Below are 19,091 nucleotides of genomic sequence, written 5' to 3'. Positions count from 1 at the left end.
CGCTGGCGTGACCTGATGTTCAGTGCAGTAGAACGCTGGCAGCGGCCAAGGCCAGAACGGCCGTTGCGGCAGTGAACAACACGCCGCGCCTGGCCAGGTGCTGCAGGCGGCGGGCAGCGCGCGCGCTGCGGATATCCGGCAACGCGCACCAGATGTCGCGGTTGCGCGTGCCGGCAGAGCCGCAGCGAAATTCCGGCGCGAGAGGCAGTGGCAGCGGATGCGCAGCGACGGGGTCGTTGGCAGCGCACTGCCCGACCGGCAGCGACGGCGCGGTGGGGAAGTGTTGCGTGAAACGGATCGAATGAGGCATCACCAGGCATCCTTGATGCGTGCGGTGAGTGCACTGTAGGCAAGCGATTTTGGGAACTTATTGGATCAACGCGACGAACGCACCGCTTGGCGAAAGCGCGACATTTCTTTGCAGCACGCAATGGTGTCGGCATCAGAGCGACCACCAAAATGTAGCGAGCAGGTGGTGTGGACGGCGCTCGGGAGCCGCGATGTACGCGTCAGATGGGCCGTCTCGCGCTGCGCGCTGGGCGCTGGGCGTGTGCGTGCGCAGTCGCGCATTTCACGTACCCCTGCTGGTCCATCGCGCACCGCGCACTGGCCGCGCCAGCCCGTGGTTGCGCAGTCGTTTGGTTGGCCGCGTATCGTAGTGCTCTCGCGCTGCAGCGCAGGCGGCTTCAGGCCGCGCCGGCAGGGCGGTTGCCGGCAAACACCACGCGCACGCAGAGGCCGCGTCCATCGTTGCCGTCGCCGGCTTCGATCGTTGCTCCGTGCAGGCGCGCAATGCCGGCGACCAGCGACAACCCGATGCCACTGCCCTGTACTGCGCTGCCGGGCACGCGATAGAACCGCTCGAAAATAGAAGCCTGCGCGCTTTCGGGCACGCCGGGACCGTCATCGCTGACCTGCAGGAACGGGTGCAGTACGTCAGCGCGCACACAATAGCCGCAGCTCACTTCCACCTTGCCATGCAGGCGGCCATAGCGGATGGCGTTGTCGACCAGGTTGCGGATCAGAATGCCCACTGCATCCACATCGCAACGCAGCAGGCAGGGCGATGCCTCAACCTGCAACTGCAGCTGGCGTGCGTCGGCCTGCACGCTGAATTCGTCCAGCACATGCGAGATCAGCTCGCCCATTTCGACTTGATGATAGGCGGCTGAACTGATGCCGGCATCCAGTCGCGCCAGATCCAGCAATTGTTCGGCCAGCCGGTTGCTGCGCCGCGCGGTTTCCAGCAGTTGGCCCAGCGCGGCGTCCTTGGCCTCCGGTGTGGACGCGCGCAATGCGACCTCGGCGTAGGCATGCAGTGCCGAGAGCGGGGTGCGCAGTTCGTGCGCGGCATCGGCGACGAAATCGCGCTCGGCCTGGACGGCTTGTTCCACCCGCGCCAGCAAGGTGTTGAACGAGGCGATCAACGGGCGGACTTCGTCGGGCGCCTGTGCCAGCGGCACCGGCTCGGTATCCAGGCCGGTACGTTGCGCGATGGCGCCGGACAGGGCGCGTAGCGGCCCCAGCGAGGTCCGCACGGCCCACCACATCAATAGCCCCAGGATGCCCAATTGCACGGTGTTGAGCACCACGGCAATCAGGGTCTGCTTGACGCTCATGCGCGAGGATGGGTTGCCGATCGGGGTCGACGTGGCTGCCGCGCCGGGCGTCTCTGTCTGCGTATCGAAGCGGTGCTGGAGCGCGTCGGGCAAGGTGGCCATCAGTCGATCGCCGAGCAGGTTGAGTTCCTGCTCGAACACGCTGTGATGACCCTGGGTGACCAGTGCGACCAGGATCCATAGAGAGGTGGACCAGCTCAGCAGAACGATCGCGGCCAGCGCCGCCAGCATGCGTGCCTGCAGCGACTTCATTCCGGGGTCTTTCCGACCATGTAGCCCTGGCCGTAGACGGTGGAGATCAGCGCATCGCCCAGCTTGCGCCGCAACTGGTGCACATACACCGCGATCATGTTGCTGCCGCCTTCGGACGGGCCGCCATAGACGCCTTCTTCCAGCTGATCCTTGGTGACCACGCGTCCGGCACGTTCCATCAACGCCAGCAGCAGGCGATATTCGTGTGCGCTCAGCGCCACCCATTTACCGTCCTTGGTGACCTTGCGGCTGCCAGGATCCATGCAGATGTCGCCGTGGCTGAGCAGGGGCACCACGCGGCCCTGGCTGCGCCGGGTGACCGCGCGCAGCCGTGCCATCAGCTCGTCGAACTGAAACGGCTTGACCAGATAATCGTCGGCGCCGGCATCCAGGCCGCGGATGCGGTCGGTGAGCTGGCCACGCGCGGTCAGCGCGATCACCGGGGTGGCATCGTAATGGCTGCGCATGAAGCGGATCACGCTCAGCCCGGACTCGCCCGGCAGGCCGATATCCAGCAATACCGCACTGTAGCGGTGGTCCACCAGCACCGTCTTGGCGGCATTGGCATGACCGACATGATCGATGGTCCATGACTGCTGACGCACACCGTCGCAGATGGCGCTGGCCAGCATGGTGTCGTCTTCGACGAGGAGCAGATGCATAGGTGTTCTGCCGTGCGCAGGGCCAGTCCGAGATCCGCAGCACTGTCGGTGATGAAGTTTGGGCAAATATTAGGGCATGGCCGAACCGCATGCAGGCCAGGCCATGCATGCCGTTCGATCCCGTCTGGTCAGGCCCTGGCCGCCGCTCAGCGCTGCAGAATGGCGCGCAGCGCAGCGTCCAGGTGCAGGTACTGGAAGCGGAAGCCGGCATCGAGCGCGCGTTGCGGCAGCACGCGCTGGCTGATCAGCAGCAGGTCGGCCATCTCGCCGAAGCCCAGCCGCAGCACGCCGGCCGGCAGCGCCAGCAGGGCAGGGCGGTGCAGCACCTTCGCCAGCGTGCGCGCGAAGTCGGCATTGGTCACCGGATTGGGCGCGGTGGCGTTGTAGGCGCCGGGTTGGCCGTGCTGCAGCAGCCACAGCAGGAGCGCAGCCATATCGGCGCGGTGGATCCAGCTCATCCAGTGCCGGCCATCGCCGAACGGCCCACCGCCGCCGAATCGAAATGCCGGCAGCATGCGGGCCAGTGCGCCGCCATCGCGATCCAGCACGATCCCGGTGCGCACCCAGCTCACCCGCGGGCCGAGTGCGGCGATGGTGTTGGCTTCGGCTTCCCAGTCGCGGCACAGCACGGCAGAGAAGTCATCGCCGGCGGGCTCGGCCTCGGTCAACGCCGTATCGCCACGTTCGCCGTAGTAGCCCACGGCCGAGCCGGAAATCAGCACCGAGGGGCGTTGTGCGGCCGGCTGCTGCGCAATCCAGTCATGCAATTGGCGCGTGATGCCCAGGCGCGATTGGCGGAAGCGCTGCTTGCGGGCATCGGTCCAGCGGCCGGCGGCCAGCGGCTCGCCAGCCAGGTTGATGACCGCATCGGCCTGCACTCCATCCAGCGTATGCACGGCGGCCGTGCCGGGCAGGATGCGCTTGGCGCGGTGCGGGTCGCGGGTCAGCACGCTGACCTGATGGCCGGCCTGCAGCAATGCCGGGCACAGGGCCTGGCCAATGAAGCCGGTGCCGCCGGTGATGAGCAGATGCATGGAGGGCTCCTGGCCGAATCGATGCGGCACGATAGGCCAGGATCACGCCAAGCGAGGTGAAGCTAGCGCGCGCATGCGGCCGTGCGCTGCAGGGTCAGCCTGCGGCGTGGCCCAACGACCTCGAGGACAGCCGCATGTGCTGTCCACCCAACGCAAACGCGCCGGACTGGCCGGCGCGTTTGCAGGGCAAGCGCCTGATCTGCTGCTTACTTGGACGAAGACACCGCGTGGGCGCGTTCGAAATGCGCCGAGACCACGCGACGCGTCTCTTCCAGATGTTGCTTGACCGGCGCGCTTTCGGCGGCGGGCAGCAGTTCCGAATCGATGATCTTGATGGTGTCGCCATGGTCGATGACCATGTTGCGCATGAATGCATTGCGGTAGGCATCCTTGCCGTCCGGCAGGGTCAGCGTCTTGGACAGCGCTTCCACTGCCGCCTTGCCCTTGGCACGTATGGCCTGCGCGCGCGGGCTCTCGGTTGCGCCAAGCGACTTGGTCTTTTCAAGGTTGGCCTCGTGGTCGTGCAGCATCTGCTGCGCGAACTCGCCGGTGGCACCGCCCAGATCCTGTTCGATGGCCTGCTTGGCGAGTGCGATCTCGTTGTCGTCGATCGCAGCCAGCACGCCCAGCACCGCGCCATCGCCCTTGGCCAGCTCGGTCGCGCCGCTTCCGCTGACGGGCGCAGCCGTCGGCTCGGGCGACACCGCTGGCGCGGTGCGCGAAGCATCGCCGCCGGGGCGGTCGCAGGCAGTCAGAGAGAGCATGGCCAACAGCGAAGCGGTGAGAAGCGTGACTTTCATGAAGATCCTGGAATGAATCGGCAATTGCCGGGGGTGGAATGCAAAGGAGCCGCTAGGCGGCTCCGGGGAGGTCGGTCAGGCCCACTGCGGCTGGGCAACGGGCGCCATGCCCAATGGTCTGGCGGGCGCCTTGGGTGCGCGCACGGCGTCCTGCGCACTGCGGCAGGTACGTGCCATGCGAGCGGTGCGTTCGCGAATCAGCGCATGTTCGCTGATCGGCGCGCTACCCAACAGACTGGCCACGTGGAAGCCAAGGATTTCCTCCGCGCGGTCGCCCTGGTCGCTGACGATGTGCGGTACCAACCGCTCCAGTCGTTCCAGCTCCTGCTGCACTTGATACGGGGTTTTCATGACGATCTCCAATGAAAAACAGATGTTGCTCGATACTGCGGACTCAACTATTGCGCGCGCCCAAGCGCTGCCAGCAATCGGTTGCCAACTGTTCGTAGTTGGACTGCGTGCTGGATGAAATGAAGTGGTGCTCCAAGCGGTCCCGAAATAGGCGCAGACGTTCCTGGTCGCTCGAACGCGGGGCTTGCAGGTAGATATCGCAGGCCATTTTCACCACCGGGGACAACTCGCTGAACTTGCCTGCGCCGAGGTTGCCCTGGGCATGCCGCGCCTGCCAATGCGCGATTTCGGCCTGTACATCGATGACGGATGGATCTCTGCTCATGACTTGGGGTGTTCCGGTATAAACAAACTTGACCTGCAGAGTAACTGCGGGTATGTCAACGATTGATCATCGAACCCGACCATTGCAGCACTTCGGTGCATTGCACGCTTAACTGGTCAGATTGTTCGAGTGCATCTACACGCAATGCATGCAGGTGCGTGCATGTGGTCAATGCGTACCAAGTGACGCGTTTGAACCCGTGTGGTCGAAGCGACGCGTTGGTCTCGCATGCGTTTCGATGTCACGACTGCAACGTGGCCTGATCACACCAGGCAGGTGATCGCCGATCGGGCAAAATCGCTTTCGCAATGCCGCATTTCACGGAAGATTCTGAACCGCTCCACACCTGTGTAACGTCTGATCATTAAGGTAGGCGGCGACGTAATGGAGCGAGAGTACCCAGGATGCAGGACAGCGAGACCCGTAGCCCTAAGCCGCATCATGCAAGCGGCACACCTGAAGCGCGCGTGTGGTGGCATGCCCTGTTGGAGTTGCGCGGCGGGCGTATTGCCATCAGTTTGATCGTGGTGTTCCTGATTGTGCTTGGCTTGTATCTGGCACTGAAGTAAGGCTCCAGCGATACCCACTGCCACGACTCGTCCCTCAGCTGCGACCGAGGCCAGCAACGACGCGCGATCACGCCGCAGGGGAGATGTCATGGCACAGACGCACTATCGGCAGGTGCTTGGGCATGCCACGCGCGTGGTGCCCGAGCATGGTCATGAGCGTGCAACGCACGCATGGGTCTGTCGCGAGGTCGCGCATTTGCTGGGCGTGCCCGATGCCGGCGTCGCTGGCGATGGCGTGATCGAAGTTGGAACATTCCACGTACCCGATGACACGCTCACTACCGCGCAAGCGCGCGGGCTGGGCATCCACGGCGTCGGTGACTTGCTCGGCGGTATCGTGCCGCATGCGTTTCTGGCCACCAAGGTCATCGGTCACCCACTGGTTTCTGACGACGCGGCAAGCACTGCGGGCTGGGACCAGGCGCTGGCCATGTCGCTGATTCCCGCCACGCTGCCGGGCTACACCGCGTTTTCTCGCCCGGATGCGATGCATGCGTTCGAGGCGCTGTCTGATGGTGGAGACGTGCGCCTGAAGCTGCCCACCGGCGTGGGCGGCAACGACCAATGGCGCATTGCCGACGCATCGCAGCTGGCGCAGGTACTGGATAGCCTGCCCGATACCTATCTAGGCACGCATGGCGGCGTGCTGGAACGCAATATCTTGCAGCCAACGACGCACAGCGTAGGCGAGTTGTGTCTTGCCGGCGTCCAGATTGCGTATTACGGCACGCAATGCAGCGTGCCCGATGCGGACGGCAGCGACGTGTATGGCGGCTCGTCGCTGTGCGTGTACCGCGGGTCGTTGGAGGCACTGATGGCGACAGCTTTACCTTCGCTGGAGCGACGGGTGGTCGAGCAGGCGTGCAGGTACGATCGATGCGTCACCGCCGCTTATCCTGAGCTGCAGATTTCCCGCCGCAACTACGATGTGGTCAGCGGTCAGGATGCTGGCGATGTCCCGGTATGCGGCGTGCTGGAACAATCCTGGCGAATCGGTGGCGCAACCCCGGCAGAACTCGCTGCAATCGCCGCCTTTCAGCAAGATCCCGCATTGCAGTGGGTAAGGGCGTCCACACACGAAATCTATCAGGGCCAGCCGCCGGCCGATGCGCAGGTCTACTATCGCGCAACCCAATCCGGTCCAGGGCCGCGCTACAAATACAGGAGGATCTCTGCGACGTAATGGAAGCCAAACTTTCCAGCATCGACATTCCGGTCGGCCAGGACGCACTCAGCGGCACCTTGCTCACGCCCTCAGGCATGCCTGCAGTGTTGTTCGTGCACGGCTGGGGCGGCAGCCAGCACCACAGCCTGGTACGTGCGCGCGAGGCAGCAGGCCTGGGCTGCATCTGCATGACCTTCGATCTGCGTGGGCATGAGGGTTACGCATCGATGCGCCAGACCGTGACACGCGCGCAGAACCTGGACGACATCAAGGCTGCGTACGATCAACTGGCAGGTCTGCCCTACGTGGATGCGCAGTCGATCGCGGTGGTCGGCCTGAGCTACGGTGGGTATCTATCCGCATTGCTGACGCGCGAGCGCTCGGTGGAATGGCTGGCGTTGCGTTCGCCTGCGCTCTACAAGGATGCCCACTGGGACCAACCCAAGGTCAGCCTCAACGCCGACCCGGACCTGATGGCATACCGGCAGCAGCGCCTGCGTCCGGCAGACAACATCGCCTTGGCCGCCTGCGCCGAGTACAAGGGCGATGTGCTGTTGGTGGAAGCCGAGCACGATGCGATCGTGCCGCAGCCGGTGCTGCACAATTATGCGCACGCGTTCGTGCAGGCGCGTTCGCTCACATCGCGTGTCATCGCTGGCGCGGACCATGCGCTCAGCATCAAGGAACACCAGCAGCAATACACGCGTGCCCTGATCGACTGGCTGACCGAAATGGTCGTCGGCCGGCGCATTGCATTGGCCAAGGAGGTGGTGGCCACGCGCAAGCAGCTGCTCAAGGATCAGCAGGGCGCTGCTGCGACCCCGTCGGAACAGACCACTGCGGTATTTCGCGGCGACATCCGTGCGGTGGAGAAGACCGCAGGGTAGTGATCCGGGAAAACGTGGCGTGCAAAGCCATGGGGTCGCGCACGCGTCGCTCTTTTCTTTCTGCGTGTTGAAGACCCGGTGGGCCCGCGGATTGCCTTGTGGATTCGTCAGCCTGAGATCATCTCGGTACTGCTTTTTTTCTGAGCGCCGCCGAGTGAGCAGGAACCCGCATTACTCCATAACGCAGAACGGGCCCGAGTGGGCCCGTTCTGGTTCAACGTCGTGCGCTGGCCGCGGCACTTGTGACCGCGCCGCTGCGATCACGCGTTAGACGCGCGGGTCGGTCGGGTGACGGCGCGCCGCTGCATCGTGATGATCCGAGTCGAATGCCTCACGTACCGCATGCTTGGCCTTTTCCCAGCTCAGGCGCGAATTGGCCTTGAAGCGGTCCCAGCCATCGCCCAGATCGCGTTCCAGGTGGTCGTCCCACTGGCGGCCGGCGTGCTGCTGCCGTGCCTGCATGCCATAGCGATAGGCCGGGCGATAGTCGTCGTACGAATAGTCGACATCGCGGTAGCTGGCGCTGTCGAAGCGGCCTGCGTAATGCGTGTCGCTGTCGCGATAGACAGTGTGGGTACGGTCCGCACGCTCCCATGCATCGCGTGCTGCAAGCCGGGCTTCATCCCATTCCAGGCGCGATTGCCCGCGGTTACGCGGCCATTCGCCGGCCAGCGTGGCTTCGGTTTCTTCCCAGGTGCTGGTCGGGCGGGTTTCGCGTGCCTGCAAACCGAATCCGTAGACGGTGGCGTAGTCGCGATCGTAGTCGGTGCCTTCCTTGTAGTAGGGGCGGTTGCGATGCTCCTGGCGCCAGTATTCGGTCTCCACAGTGGGGTCGAGCCGTTCGGCCACGCCCTTGCCAGCCGCTGCGCCAGCAACCACGCCGGCCGCTGCACCAATCAAGGTGCCGAGCGGCCCGAACACCGTGCCTGCAAGCGCCCCTGCCGCCGCACCGCCGGCGATGCCGCCCACACCGACGCCAACCGGATGCGAACCAGGCGCACCGGAGATCGGGTCGCGGTTCAAGTCCTTTGCTTCTTCCTTGCGTTCCTGCTTGTCAAGATTGCTCATACCGCCTCCGGATTATCTGATGGATGCGCCCTGTAGATCAGACCGCGAACGAGGCGCAACGATGGCGTCGCAAGAGTGAAACGTGCGTGCTTTGATGTGAGCGCGATCGCGACATGACTGAACTGTGCATTGCATTGCGGATGAGGTTGCTCACTCGCACTTGCAACGTGTCTGTAGCGAAGAGGGCCGCTGGTGCGGCCCTTTTCTATCCCTTGATGCACACCACCTGGCGCAAGGTGTGCAGCACCTCGACCAGGTCCTGCTGCGCCGCCATCACTGCATCGATGGACTTGTACGCTGCAGGCGACTCGTCGAGCACCGCCGCGTCCTTGCGGCATTCCACATGTGCGGTGGCCTGACGATGCTGTGCCAGGGTGATCTGCGCGCGTGCAGCGGTCCTGCTCATCACACGCCCCGCGCCGTGGCTGCAGCTGTGGAAACTGTCGGCGTTGCCCAACCCACGCACGATGTAGCTGCGCGTGCCCATGCTGCCCGGAATGATGCCCAGCTCGCCGACACGAGCGCTCACTGCGCCCTTGCGGGTGATCAACAATTCCTCACCAGCGTGCGTTTCCTTCTGCACGTAGTTGTGGTGGCAATTGACTGCGAGCTTTTCCAGCTGGAATTTGGGCAAGCGGTGACGCATCTCGGCCAGCACGCGCGCCATCATCGCCTCGCGATTTTCGCGGGCGTAATCCTGCGCCCACGACACCGCTTCGACGTACTCGTCGAACAACGGCTCGCCCTGCATGAAGAAGGCCAGGTCCTTGTCGGGCAGATGGAAACCCAACACGCGATGCGCCAGTTGTTCGCGCGCGCGCTCGATGAAGTACGTGCCGATCAGGTTGCCGGTGCCGCGCGAACCGCTGTGCAGCATCACCCATACCGCATCGGTTTCGTCCAGGCAGATCTCGATGAAGTGGTTGCCGCCGCCCAGCGTGCCGATCTGGCAGTCCAGCTTGTCGGTACGGATGCGCTTGTGCTGCTGCTTGATCGCATCCAGACGCTGCACCAGCCCGGACTGCGCAATGCGGGTCTCAATGCTGTCCGGCAGCTTGCGATGCTCGCCGCCACGTCCATTACCCACCGGCACGCTGCGCTCGATGCTGGAGCGCAATTGCGCCAGATTGTCGGGCAGGTCGTTGGCGCGCAGCGTGGTGCGCACCGCAGCCATGCCGCAGCCGATATCCACGCCGACCGCTGCCGGGATGATGGCGCCACGGGTTGGAATGACCGAGCCCACGGTTGCGCCTTTACCCAGATGTACGTCGGGCATCACCGCTACCCACGGACCGACAAACGGTACCGCCGCGATATTGCGCAGCTGCGCATGCGCCTGCTCTTCCAGGGGCACGCCGCGCACCCAGCCCTTGATCGGGGTGGTGCTGCCCTCGGCATGCAGAAATTCAAAGTGTTGTGATGTACTCATTGTTGTCATTGCCTTGCGGCAGTGCGTGGCAGATCCTTCCGCCACGCGCAGCCTTCATTGCCTGATCGTCACCAATTGCTTCAGCACGCCATCCAGGCCGCCGAACACGGTGAGCTTGTCGATCTTTTCGGTGACCTTTTCCAGCGCCTCCAGTTCCTTCAAACGCATCAGCGCCGGGCTGTCTTCGATCAACTTGGCGGTGTTGAGCAACGAGCGCGTGGCATTGGCCTCTTCGCGCCGACGGATGACGTTGGCTTGCGCCTGCTTCTCCGCCTGCACGACCGCATTGAGGATCTCGCGCATCTCGCCCGGCAGGATCACGTCCTTGACGCCGACGCCAAGCACCTCGATGCCGAAGCCGCTCACGCTGCCACGCACATACCCGAAGATATCCGCATCCAGGCAGGCCTTGTCGCCCAACAACTCGTCAAGCGTCTTGGACGAGACCGCGCGCCGCAAGCCGTACTGCAACTCGCGATACAGGTAATCGCCGGCCTTGGCCACGCGCGTGCGCGTTGCCACCGCATCGGTGACGCGCATGCTGGCGGCCAGGTTGACGCGCAACGACACCTTGTCGCGCGTCAACAGCTCCTGCCCGGACACTTCGACCGACTGCACGCGCAGATCGATCACGTCGGTGGTGATGTTCTTCTGGAAATTCCAGAACGCATACGCCCCCGGCCCGAACGGTGCAAACAGCTTGCCGTCGACGAACACCAGCCCTTGCGACTCGGCTGGCACGTCCATGCAGACCGCCACACGCGACAGCGTGCCGAGCTGACGCAGCCTGCGCTGCACATCGGTGGGCACCTGCAGCCCATCGCCCAATGGCAGGGTCTGCACCTCGATTGCCGCCGGACCACGCCAGTACAGCGTGCGTGTGCCCGGTGGCAGCACGTCCTCGAGCTTGCCGTTGCGGATCAGCAAGCCGACCTGCGCGGTGCCGATGTCGGCCAGCACGAAGTGTTGCGGCAGGGTGTTGCCGAGCGTATCGATCAGCATCTCCGCATCGCGGCCCACATAGGCGCCTTGCGTGATGGCGTGGACGATGACCTCGCTGCGACCCAACGGGTCGAACAGGCGATAGACGCCGGGGACGAGCACCCGCTCGAACCGACGATTGCGATACACCAGGCCGCGCTCGCCGTCACCGATCACGACCCTCTTGGTCCAGAACATGGCACTTCTCCTTAGGTTTGGCTCTGGTGGTCCGATCCGGGAATGCAAGCGTTCCGCCGCCCGGATCGGACTGCTGGCGGAACGTGTGCCGATGCAACGCGGCGTTGAAGGGTGGAAACGCCCGTGACGGCGGCCGTGCGGGGCGCAATGCGCTGTTGGCGCCTGCAGGTGCGTGGCTGATGCGGTGCGATGTCTTGCACAACGGCAGCGAACGGCGCAGCACGCGCGTTCAGGACAAAGGCCCGGCAGGGGCGCCGCTGCTGCAGGCAGTCAGGCGATGGCTTGCCTGTTTGCCTGTGGCATGGGCGTTTCCGTAAAGGGACTTGCGTCCCGAGGAATGACCGAAAAGGTCATGCATGGAGCGGGATTCGAACCCGCGACTAACAGATTACAAATCTGCTGCTCTACCAATTGAGCTATCCAGTGGTGGGTATTCCGGAATTGAACCAGGCCTACGGCTTGCGCCGCCGCTCCACCAGGAGCCGATACCCGTAGCGAGAAACACGAAAAAGAGTTCGGTATACGCCACGGCATTGCCGCGCGCACCAGCTGGAATAAATTCCAGGCCGCTGAATATCTTTCGCAATGTTTCTGATTACCGTTTTATTCAAACGGTAATTCTTGTATGCGCATGACCACGCGCCACCCGTGCCCGGCACATAGCGCTTTGACGCCTGTTCGCGTGCAACGTCCGTGCTGTCGGGAAATCCATGCCCGGGTACCTGGAGGGTCATCCACAAGAGTCGGTGCGAACGCATACGAAAACGCCCCCGGATGCTGCATCCGAGGGCGTTCGCTTGCCTCGGAGATCGGGTGACCGATCTCCTTGTCAGGACATCAGTCGAAGAGGGTGATGCGCACGTCTGCTTTCTTCGTGCGCACACACGATGCCGCGCGGTGGGCGCTGGGCAGTCGGTTGAGTGTGGCGGAGTTGAGCAGGGACATGAGGCCGATTGGGTAAAAGTGCAGACGTGGCTGCCGAGGGCGCGAACATTACCCGTGTCTTTTTAGCGATGCAAGCACTTTATGCAATTATGTTCTGGATTATCTCTCTGGTGGTCGGAGTCGGTCGTCGGAAACAGAATCAAAATCGCGTCGCGGCAGCAGGCGAGAGCCATTGCGTGGAATGGTCGGCACAAGCGATGCCACGATTTCGAAATTCAGGACCAGGCGAGCCGACGCGGCGCGCGGCGAGCAATCGACATGCAATTCAAGCGGCGCGCTGTTGGCCGGTGCAGCCCGCGCCCCATGTCCACGCGGACACTGGACGCGCTCACGCGGCCTGCAGCCTTGTGGACTTGTAGGCCATGTAAGCCTTCGCCTGCAGCGCTTCCATCGCTTCGAGAGAATGGGGCGGCAGCTAGAGTTTTTGCCCAGATGCCGCATGCGTCGCATTGGGCGAGGCATCGCTCGTCGCGCATCGATGCTGCGGGCCGTTTCGCCTCTGTGCCGATGACAGAGGGACGACACGTCACCGCGCGTTGTGTGCGCCCGCATGTCGCCAGTCACGCAGGATGGCCTGAAGTGTTGGATCAGAGTGGCTCGCAAGAGCGATGCCGCGCCCGCCACGTCTTTGAAGATCCGTGATTCGGCACGACGCTGACCGCCTGCGGTGCTCCTTCCGCCCGCACGCCAGCGCGCGCGCAAACGTCAGTGCAGACAATCAGCCTGCGTGGGTGCCCAGCGTGCGCGCGCCGGTCAGGATCATGCGCAGCATCTGCGAGATCTGCTCGATCAGCTCGGGATCTTTTTCCGGTGGCGAATCCATTGCCACCGCGCCCATCGCAAATACCAGCCGGGTGATCGCCTTGGACACCAGGGCAGGCGCGTGCAGCTTGGCGTTGTCGGCCGCGGCCAGGCGAATCAGGTCCACGCGCAGCTCGTCTTCGAAATAGGTGAGTTCGCGCTCCACCGCTTGCTTGAAGGCGTCCGAGCCCACCGCGCCTTCGCGCAGCAGCACGTGCAGCAGCTTGTCGTCGGCGCGCAGCTGTTCCATGAAGGCTTCGACCGAGACACGGATGACGCTACGGTCGGTAGAGGTCGCGCGCTGGCGCGCCTGGCCGATGATGGTGCGCAGCGAACGCCCGGCCCGATCGATCAAGGCCACGGCGAGCTCGTCCATGTCGCGGAACTGGCGATAGAAGCTGTTCGGCGCGATGCCTGCCTCGCGTGCCACTTCGCGCAGGCTCAGCGTGGACAGGCTACGGTGCGGGCCAATCAAGGACAGCGCTGCAGCGATGAGATCCTCCCGTGAAATCGCCGGCTTGCGGGACGGCGGCGCGTCGTGGGAAGGCAGGGCGATAGAGGTCATGGGGCTGCAGCCGGGCGTGGGCCTGAATCATAGCCCCTCTGGCAATATACAAGTGTATACACGGGTGTGCATGCATGCGTATAGTGCGGCCCATGAACCTGGCATCTCCTCGTAAGTCCAAGTCCCCGCTGCCGGCACGCCTGGCGCGCCGACTGGTGTCGCCGCAACTGTTCGATTTCTGGGCAACCCGGCTCAACCCGTTGTGGACGCTGGAACAGCCGATGGCGCGGCTGGTCCAGCGCACCCCGGCCAGCCGGGACGCGGTGACCCTGGTGTTGCAGCCCAACGGCCACTGGCGCGGCCTGCAGGCCGGCCAGCACGTGAGCCTGGGCGTGGAGATCGACGGCCGCCGGCTGTTGCGTAGCTACAGCCCCACGGTGCAGGCCGACGGCCGGCTGGCGATCACCGTCAAGGCGATCGAGGGTGGGCTGGTGAGCCGCTTCCTGGCGCACGATGCGGCCTTGGGCACGGTGGTCTCGCTGGCCCCGGCCTTCGGCGACATGCTGCTGCCGACCACGCCTACCCCGCTCCTGCTGCTGGCCGCCGGCTCCGGCATCACGCCGATGCGTGCGTTGCTGCAGGCCGCCGCGCAAGCCGGCATGCCGATGGACGTGGACCTGCTGTATTGGGTGCGCCAGCGCGACGAAGCCTGCTTCGTCGACGAATTCGCCGCGCTGGCCGCGGCGCATCCGCGCCTGCGTGTGCAACTGCTGACCACCCGCGAAGGCGAGACTCCTGCAGAACGCGTGGACACCTATTCGTTGGACCACATTGCCGCGCTGGAGCAGCGCCATGTGATGGCCTGCGGGCCGGGTGGTTTTGTGCAGGCCGCGCGCGAACGGCTGCAGGGACGCGTGGCTGCATTTCAGGCCGAAGCCTTCAGCGTGCCGGCACTGGACCAGGCCGAGACCGGCCAGGTGCAGGTCCAACTGTCACGCAGCGGCCGTACCCTGACCCTGCCGCGCGGCCAGTCGCTGCTGGAAGGGCTGGAAGCGCAAGGCCTGCGGCCCAAACATGGCTGCCGCATGGGCATCTGCAACACCTGCGCCTGCCCGCGCCAATCCGGCACCACCCGGCACCTGCTCACCGGTGAACGCAGTAACGAACCCACCGCACAGGTGCGCCTGTGCATTAGTGCGCCAAGCACTGACCTGATCCTGGATCTGTAAGGAATCTTCATGAGCCGAGTCCATAACCGTGCCCTGTCCGCTGCCGAACTGCAGTCTTTCGGCGACGAACTCGATGCCATCCGCGCGCGCGTGCTGAGCCAGGTGGGCGCCGCCGATGCGCGCTACATCCGCCGCATCGTGGCCGCCGTGCGCTGGACCGGCGTGGCCGGTCGTGCGCTGCTGTTCCTGGGTGCGTTCGTGCACAGCGTGCTGATTCCGGCATGGATCGCCGGCGTGCTGCTGCTGGCGTTGTCCAAGATCCTGGAGAACATGGAGCTGGGCCATAACGTCATGCACGGCCAGTACGACTGGATGGGCGACCCGCAGCTCAACGGCAACACCTACGAGTGGGACATCGTTGCCACCGGCGACAACTGGCGCAAGACGCACAACTTCAAGCACCACACCTACACCAACGTGCGCGGCATGGACGACGACATCGGCTACGGCCTGCTGCGCATCTTCCCCGAGCAGCGCTGGCGCCCGTTCTATCTGCTGCAGCCCTTCATCGCGGTGGTGTTCGCGCTGCTGTTCGAATGGGGCGTGGCGATCCAGGACCTGCGCCTGGGCCGTTGGTTCGCCGGCAAGATGAAGGCGGCCGAATTGCGTGCCTCGTTCCTGCCGGTCGGCCGCAAGATGGGCCGCCAGATGCTCAAGGACTACATCGTATTTCCGCTGCTGGCCGGCCCGTTCTTCCTGACGGTGTTGCTGGGCAACCTGGCGGCCAACGTGCTGCGTAGCATCTGGACCTTCGTGATCATCTTCTGCGGCCACTTCACTGCCGATGCGGAAGTGTTTCCGAAGGAATCCATCCGCAACGAATCGCGTGGCCACTGGTATCTGCGTCAGCTGCGTGGTTCGTCCAACCTGACCGGCGGCAAGCTGATGAACGTGCTGTCGGGTAACCTGAGCCACCAGATCGAGCATCACTTCTATCCGGACCTGCCGGCCAACCGCTATGCGCAGATCGCTGTCGAAGTGAAGCAGGTCTGTGCGCGCTACGGCCAGCACTACAACACCGGCTCGCTGCCGCGCCAGTTCGGCCAGGTGATGTGGCGAATCGTGCGCCATGCCTTCCCGAGCCGGCCCAAGCCGGTGCGGCAGAGCAGCGCTGCATTGCAGGGCGCGTGATCGGATTGCGCAACGCATGATCGACATCGAAAGGCCGCCAATGGCGGCCTTTTTGTTGCCGGTTCACTGCGTCGCGCTGCGTGCCTGTGCGTAGTAGGCGATGAAACCAGTGGCCGGCAACGCGCGCGAGAACAGCCAGCCCTGCGCCAGATCCACGCCATGGGCGCGCAGATAATCGAGCTGTTCCTGCCGCTCGACTCCTTCGGCGATGGTGCGCAGCCGTAGCGTCTTGGCCATCTCGATGATGTGCGCGGTCACGGCGCTGGTGGCCGAGTGGGTGCCGATGGTATCCACGAACGACTTGTCGATCTTCAACGCGTCCAGCGGCAGGCCCTGCAGATACTGCAGGCTCGAATAGCCGGTGCCGAAATCGTCGATGGAGACCGTGTGGCCGGCCCCGCGCAGATGGGTGATGGTGGTGCGTGCCGCATCGATGTCCATCAGGCTGCGTTCGGTCGCCTCCACCCACAGCTGGCCGCTGTCCACGCCGGTGCCCCGCAACGCCTGCGCCAGCACGCCCTGCACGCGGCCGCTCTTGATGTCGTCGGCGGAGACATTGATGGCCACGTGCAGCGCTGGATCGGCGGCCAGGGTGGGGCCGAGTTCGCGGATGACTTCGGCCACCACCAGATCGGTGATCGGCAGGATCAGCCCGCTTTGTTCGGCCAGCGGGATGAAGGCGTCCGGCGGCACCAGCACGCCGTCGGGCTGCTGCCAGCGCACCAGCGCTTCGGCACCGACGCAGGCACCGCTGTCGAGCGCGATGATCGGTTGGTAGTGCACGATGAACTCGCCACGCTGCACGGCGATCTCCAGCCGCGCCAGTGGCGACAGCCGCCGCCGCGAGACCCACAGCACTGCACCGACCAGCAGCAGCGCCACTGCAATGCCGACCGGTACCAGCTGCAACCGTGCCGCCGCCAGCGGCCCGCGCAGATAGGCCACCGGTTCGGTGACCACCGCGGCCCAGTCGCCACGACGGTCGCGCCCGAACAACACCTGCGACAGCAAGAGGTCGCCCGGCTCACGCGTGGCTGGGGGGGCGGTCAGCAAGCGTTCGGCGGCGGTACCGGTGCTGCTGAGGATCTGCCCGTCCGGCGTGCCGATCGCCAGTTGCAGGCCAGGCGGAATATTGATGTCGGCCAGCGTGTCGGGGTTGATCAGGGCGTTGTAGTCGCCCAGTTGCAGCGCCATCAGCGGACGCTGCGGATTGGCCAACGGCAGCAGCCGCGTGGTCACCGCGATGCCGCGCTTGACCACGAAATCGGCGGTGCGCTGCGGAATGGTATTGCGCAGTTGGCCCCATGAGGTGCAGCTGAGGCGACCTTGTTGAAACCGTCCCAGCTCGACGATGTAGTGGCTGGTCAGCACCAGGGCGCGCATCTGTGCCAGGTGCGGAGGCGAGCACGGTGGCAACCGCGAGGCGGCCATGCTCAACAATGCCCCATGCGCCTCGTCGAAGGCGGTTTCAGTGCGCCGGATCGACAGCGCAGCCAGCTGGCTCAGCCTGCCCTCTTCGCGCGCCAAGGCCAGCCGCCAGGCCAGGTAGTAGGACAGGCCGATCGGCAGCGTTGCGCTCAGCAACACCAGCAGCACGGTGACACTGATGATGCGTTGGCGCTTCACCTCACCACCTGCGACGGCTGTGCTGCCGGTTCACGCATGGCCCCTGGAGAAGTGCCGCCAGCGCAGGCTTGGGCAGATGGAAGGTGCACGCCAACCGGGTACGCGCGAACGGCGCACGTAGCGATTGGTGACGCACGGCATTGATTGATGAGGCTGCACGTCGCGAATGTACGACACACGCGTGCATTGCGCGCGTTTGCGGAGCGAAGCGGCTGTGATTTTTTTCCGATCGTCCTGCGTCGCATCCTGGCAGTCGGGGCCGCCTGCGGATTCACGCCACTGCACGCACTACCGCGCTACGGTCGGATCGTCTGCGCTCCCGCCCGGGAGCGGCGGGACAACGGTCCCACGCAAGGCGCTTTCACTGGAGGAATCACGCATGACAACGCAGAAAGAACGCGTCGGCGGCACCGATGCGGTGCCGATCTTCAAGATGCAGGAAACAACACGCGACGGCGAGCTGACCAAGTACGTGGTCGGCGATACCGGCGTGGCCTTCGACAGCCTGGAAGGTGCACAGGCCGCTGCCAGGGATCTCGGCACGCTCGACGATTGAGAGGACGAGCGCTGGCCTGCGCGATGGAACGGCTAGGCCAGTGCGCTGGGTCGCCATGGCCGTGGACATGGCGATTGCGTCGGTGGGCGACTGTCGTCTGGCTGGTCGTTGAGAGCATCGCGTGCCTGTCGTCCCTTGGTCGGTGCCTCGATGCGACCGGGGTCGCAGGCGCGACGGTGCTGCCGTTGCCGGTTTGACCAGTTCCCCAACCAGCCGGGGTCGCCTACGGAAGCGGTTGCTCGGTCAGCCGCCCGGTATGCGGGGTGTGGATCAGTGGCGCCAGGTCGAAGCCCTGTTCGCGCGCATGCGCCAGATAGGCCTGGGCGATGTTTTCGTCCAGCTGCGGCAAGCGTGCCAGTAGCCAGAGGTACTTGCGATCCGGGCTGCCGACCAGTGCAGCGGTGTAATCGGCATCGATGCGCATCACCCAATAGTCACCCTTGGTGAAAGGGATCCAGCGCAGACCTTCGGGCAAGAAGGTCACTTCCAGGCGGCTGTGCGTGTCGTCGATGGCGCGCGCCTGGCCGATCGCTTCTTCCAGCTCGCCTTCCGCGGTGAAGCAGCGATTTTGGACGCGCACGCTGCCGTCCTCTTCCAGGGTGTAGTGCGCCGACACATCGGTGCAGTCGGCATCCTCGAAGCGGGTCGGCAGGCGGGCGATTTCGTACCACGTGCCCAGGTAGCGATTCAGATCCAGCGAAGGGACCGTGGCGAGTTCGGGATGGTGGCTCATACAGGCCTCTGCACAATGGAGTGGCGCCTGTTGTACGTGTAGCGCCATGAAATGCATGTTGGGATGTGGCGCCAGCGGTCGTGCAGCGAGGGCGGGCGTCCGCGAGGGCACCGGCTCGGTGCGCACGGCCGGTTGGCACGATGTCGCTCGTGGGCCGATGCCGCGCGAGCGATCAATTGGCTGCATCCGATGAACTCCGTGGCGAATGAGGTTGCGCACCGACAT

General features: G+C 64.7%; 18 protein-coding genes. 5 read left to right on the top strand and 13 right to left on the bottom strand.

Annotated elements, in window-relative coordinates; translation table 11 throughout:
* Positions 1 to 19 precede the first annotated feature (19 nt).
* The 7 genes from ACCQ07_RS19175 to ACCQ07_RS19145 all read right to left on the bottom strand — a co-directional run bounded on the left by ACCQ07_RS19175 (position 20) and on the right by ACCQ07_RS19145 (position 5,043).
* Positions 20 to 310: a hypothetical protein gene (locus ACCQ07_RS19175; RefSeq protein WP_122273157.1), complete on the bottom strand. Its 291-nt coding sequence runs from the start codon at positions 308 to 310 to the stop codon at positions 20 to 22.
* Positions 311 to 686: 376 nt separating this feature from the next.
* On the bottom strand, positions 687 to 1,871 hold the full coding sequence (locus tag ACCQ07_RS19170; RefSeq protein ID WP_372363551.1) for an ATP-binding protein: 1,185 nt from the start codon (positions 1,869 to 1,871) through the stop codon (positions 687 to 689).
* On the bottom strand, positions 1,868 to 2,533 hold the full coding sequence (locus ACCQ07_RS19165) for a response regulator transcription factor (RefSeq protein WP_372363549.1): 666 nt from the start codon (positions 2,531 to 2,533) through the stop codon (positions 1,868 to 1,870). Before ACCQ07_RS19165 ends, ACCQ07_RS19170 begins: the two co-directional genes overlap by 4 nt.
* Positions 2,534 to 2,679: 146 nt before the next feature.
* Entirely contained in the window at positions 2,680 to 3,567 is an 888-nt protein-coding gene (locus ACCQ07_RS19160) for a TIGR01777 family oxidoreductase (RefSeq protein WP_057681257.1), read from the bottom strand.
* 206 nt (positions 3,568 to 3,773) lie between these two features.
* Positions 3,774 to 4,367 (bottom strand): DUF4142 domain-containing protein, encoded by a 594-nt coding sequence (locus ACCQ07_RS19155; protein ID WP_011348885.1) that lies wholly within the window; start codon positions 4,365 to 4,367, stop codon positions 3,774 to 3,776.
* Positions 4,368 to 4,442: 75 nt separating this feature from the next.
* The gene (locus tag ACCQ07_RS19150; protein ID WP_008574808.1) at positions 4,443 to 4,718 is read right to left on the bottom strand and encodes a hypothetical protein; all 276 of its coding nucleotides are present in this window, start codon (positions 4,716 to 4,718) and stop codon (positions 4,443 to 4,445) included.
* A 43-nt stretch (positions 4,719 to 4,761) separates the two neighbouring features.
* A complete protein-coding gene (locus ACCQ07_RS19145) occupies positions 4,762 to 5,043 on the bottom strand; it encodes a hypothetical protein (RefSeq protein WP_003486531.1) in 282 nt (93 codons plus the stop codon).
* A 657-nt stretch (positions 5,044 to 5,700) separates the two neighbouring features.
* On the opposite strand from ACCQ07_RS19145, the gene ACCQ07_RS19140 reads away from it, so the two are divergent.
* Complete coding sequence (locus ACCQ07_RS19140; RefSeq protein ID WP_011348882.1) at positions 5,701 to 6,795, top strand: DUF3182 family protein; 1,095 nt, start codon at positions 5,701 to 5,703, stop codon at positions 6,793 to 6,795.
* The gene (locus ACCQ07_RS19135; protein WP_057681258.1) at positions 6,795 to 7,664 is read left to right on the top strand and encodes an alpha/beta hydrolase family protein; all 870 of its coding nucleotides are present in this window, start codon (positions 6,795 to 6,797) and stop codon (positions 7,662 to 7,664) included. The genes ACCQ07_RS19140 and ACCQ07_RS19135 overlap by 1 nt, the downstream gene beginning before the upstream one ends.
* A 267-nt stretch (positions 7,665 to 7,931) precedes the next feature.
* Here the strand turns inward: ACCQ07_RS19135 and ACCQ07_RS19130 are convergent, their stop codons facing one another.
* From ACCQ07_RS19130 to fabR, 4 genes are all read right to left on the bottom strand, one after another.
* A complete protein-coding gene (locus ACCQ07_RS19130) occupies positions 7,932 to 8,732 on the bottom strand; it encodes a hypothetical protein (protein ID WP_008574817.1) in 801 nt (266 codons plus the stop codon).
* A 205-nt stretch (positions 8,733 to 8,937) separates the two neighbouring features.
* Positions 8,938 to 10,161: an RtcB family protein gene (locus ACCQ07_RS19125; RefSeq protein WP_008574819.1), complete on the bottom strand. Its 1,224-nt coding sequence runs from the start codon at positions 10,159 to 10,161 to the stop codon at positions 8,938 to 8,940.
* A 54-nt stretch (positions 10,162 to 10,215) separates the two neighbouring features.
* Positions 10,216 to 11,340 (bottom strand): slipin family protein, encoded by a 1,125-nt coding sequence (locus tag ACCQ07_RS19120; protein ID WP_008574821.1) that lies wholly within the window; start codon positions 11,338 to 11,340, stop codon positions 10,216 to 10,218.
* Positions 11,341 to 13,003: 1,663 nt separating this feature from the next.
* The gene (gene fabR, locus ACCQ07_RS19115) at positions 13,004 to 13,651 is read right to left on the bottom strand and encodes an HTH-type transcriptional repressor FabR (RefSeq protein WP_008574825.1); all 648 of its coding nucleotides are present in this window, start codon (positions 13,649 to 13,651) and stop codon (positions 13,004 to 13,006) included.
* A 92-nt stretch (positions 13,652 to 13,743) separates the two neighbouring features.
* Here fabR and ACCQ07_RS19110 point away from each other — a divergent pair, with 92 nt between their 5' ends.
* Together ACCQ07_RS19110 and ACCQ07_RS19105 are read left to right on the top strand one after the other, a co-directional pair.
* Positions 13,744 to 14,820, top strand: coding sequence for a ferredoxin reductase (locus ACCQ07_RS19110; RefSeq protein WP_014091301.1), 1,077 nt, complete (start codon positions 13,744 to 13,746; stop codon positions 14,818 to 14,820).
* Positions 14,821 to 14,829: 9 nt separating this feature from the next.
* Positions 14,830 to 15,951: a fatty acid desaturase family protein gene (locus tag ACCQ07_RS19105; protein ID WP_122273153.1), complete on the top strand. Its 1,122-nt coding sequence runs from the start codon at positions 14,830 to 14,832 to the stop codon at positions 15,949 to 15,951.
* A gap of 63 nt (positions 15,952 to 16,014) precedes the next feature.
* On the opposite strand, the gene ACCQ07_RS19100 is transcribed toward ACCQ07_RS19105, so the two are convergent.
* On the bottom strand, positions 16,015 to 17,577 hold the full coding sequence (locus ACCQ07_RS19100; protein WP_071118211.1) for an EAL domain-containing protein: 1,563 nt from the start codon (positions 17,575 to 17,577) through the stop codon (positions 16,015 to 16,017).
* Positions 17,578 to 17,956: 379 nt separating this feature from the next.
* On the opposite strand from ACCQ07_RS19100, the gene ACCQ07_RS19095 reads away from it, so the two are divergent.
* Positions 17,957 to 18,133 (top strand): hypothetical protein, encoded by a 177-nt coding sequence (locus ACCQ07_RS19095; RefSeq protein ID WP_008574834.1) that lies wholly within the window; start codon positions 17,957 to 17,959, stop codon positions 18,131 to 18,133.
* A gap of 223 nt (positions 18,134 to 18,356) precedes the next feature.
* On the opposite strand, the gene ACCQ07_RS19090 is transcribed toward ACCQ07_RS19095, so the two are convergent.
* On the bottom strand, positions 18,357 to 18,866 hold the full coding sequence (locus ACCQ07_RS19090) for a lipocalin family protein (protein WP_008574836.1): 510 nt from the start codon (positions 18,864 to 18,866) through the stop codon (positions 18,357 to 18,359).
* Positions 18,867 to 19,091: the final 225 nt, after the last annotated feature.

Source organism: Xanthomonas sp. NCPPB 3583, assembly GCF_041475715.2.
Taxonomy (GTDB): domain Bacteria; phylum Pseudomonadota; class Gammaproteobacteria; order Xanthomonadales; family Xanthomonadaceae; genus Xanthomonas; species Xanthomonas euvesicatoria.
The sequence above is the reverse complement of the archived record's forward strand: the minus strand, read 5'-3'. Positions and strand labels throughout refer to the sequence as shown.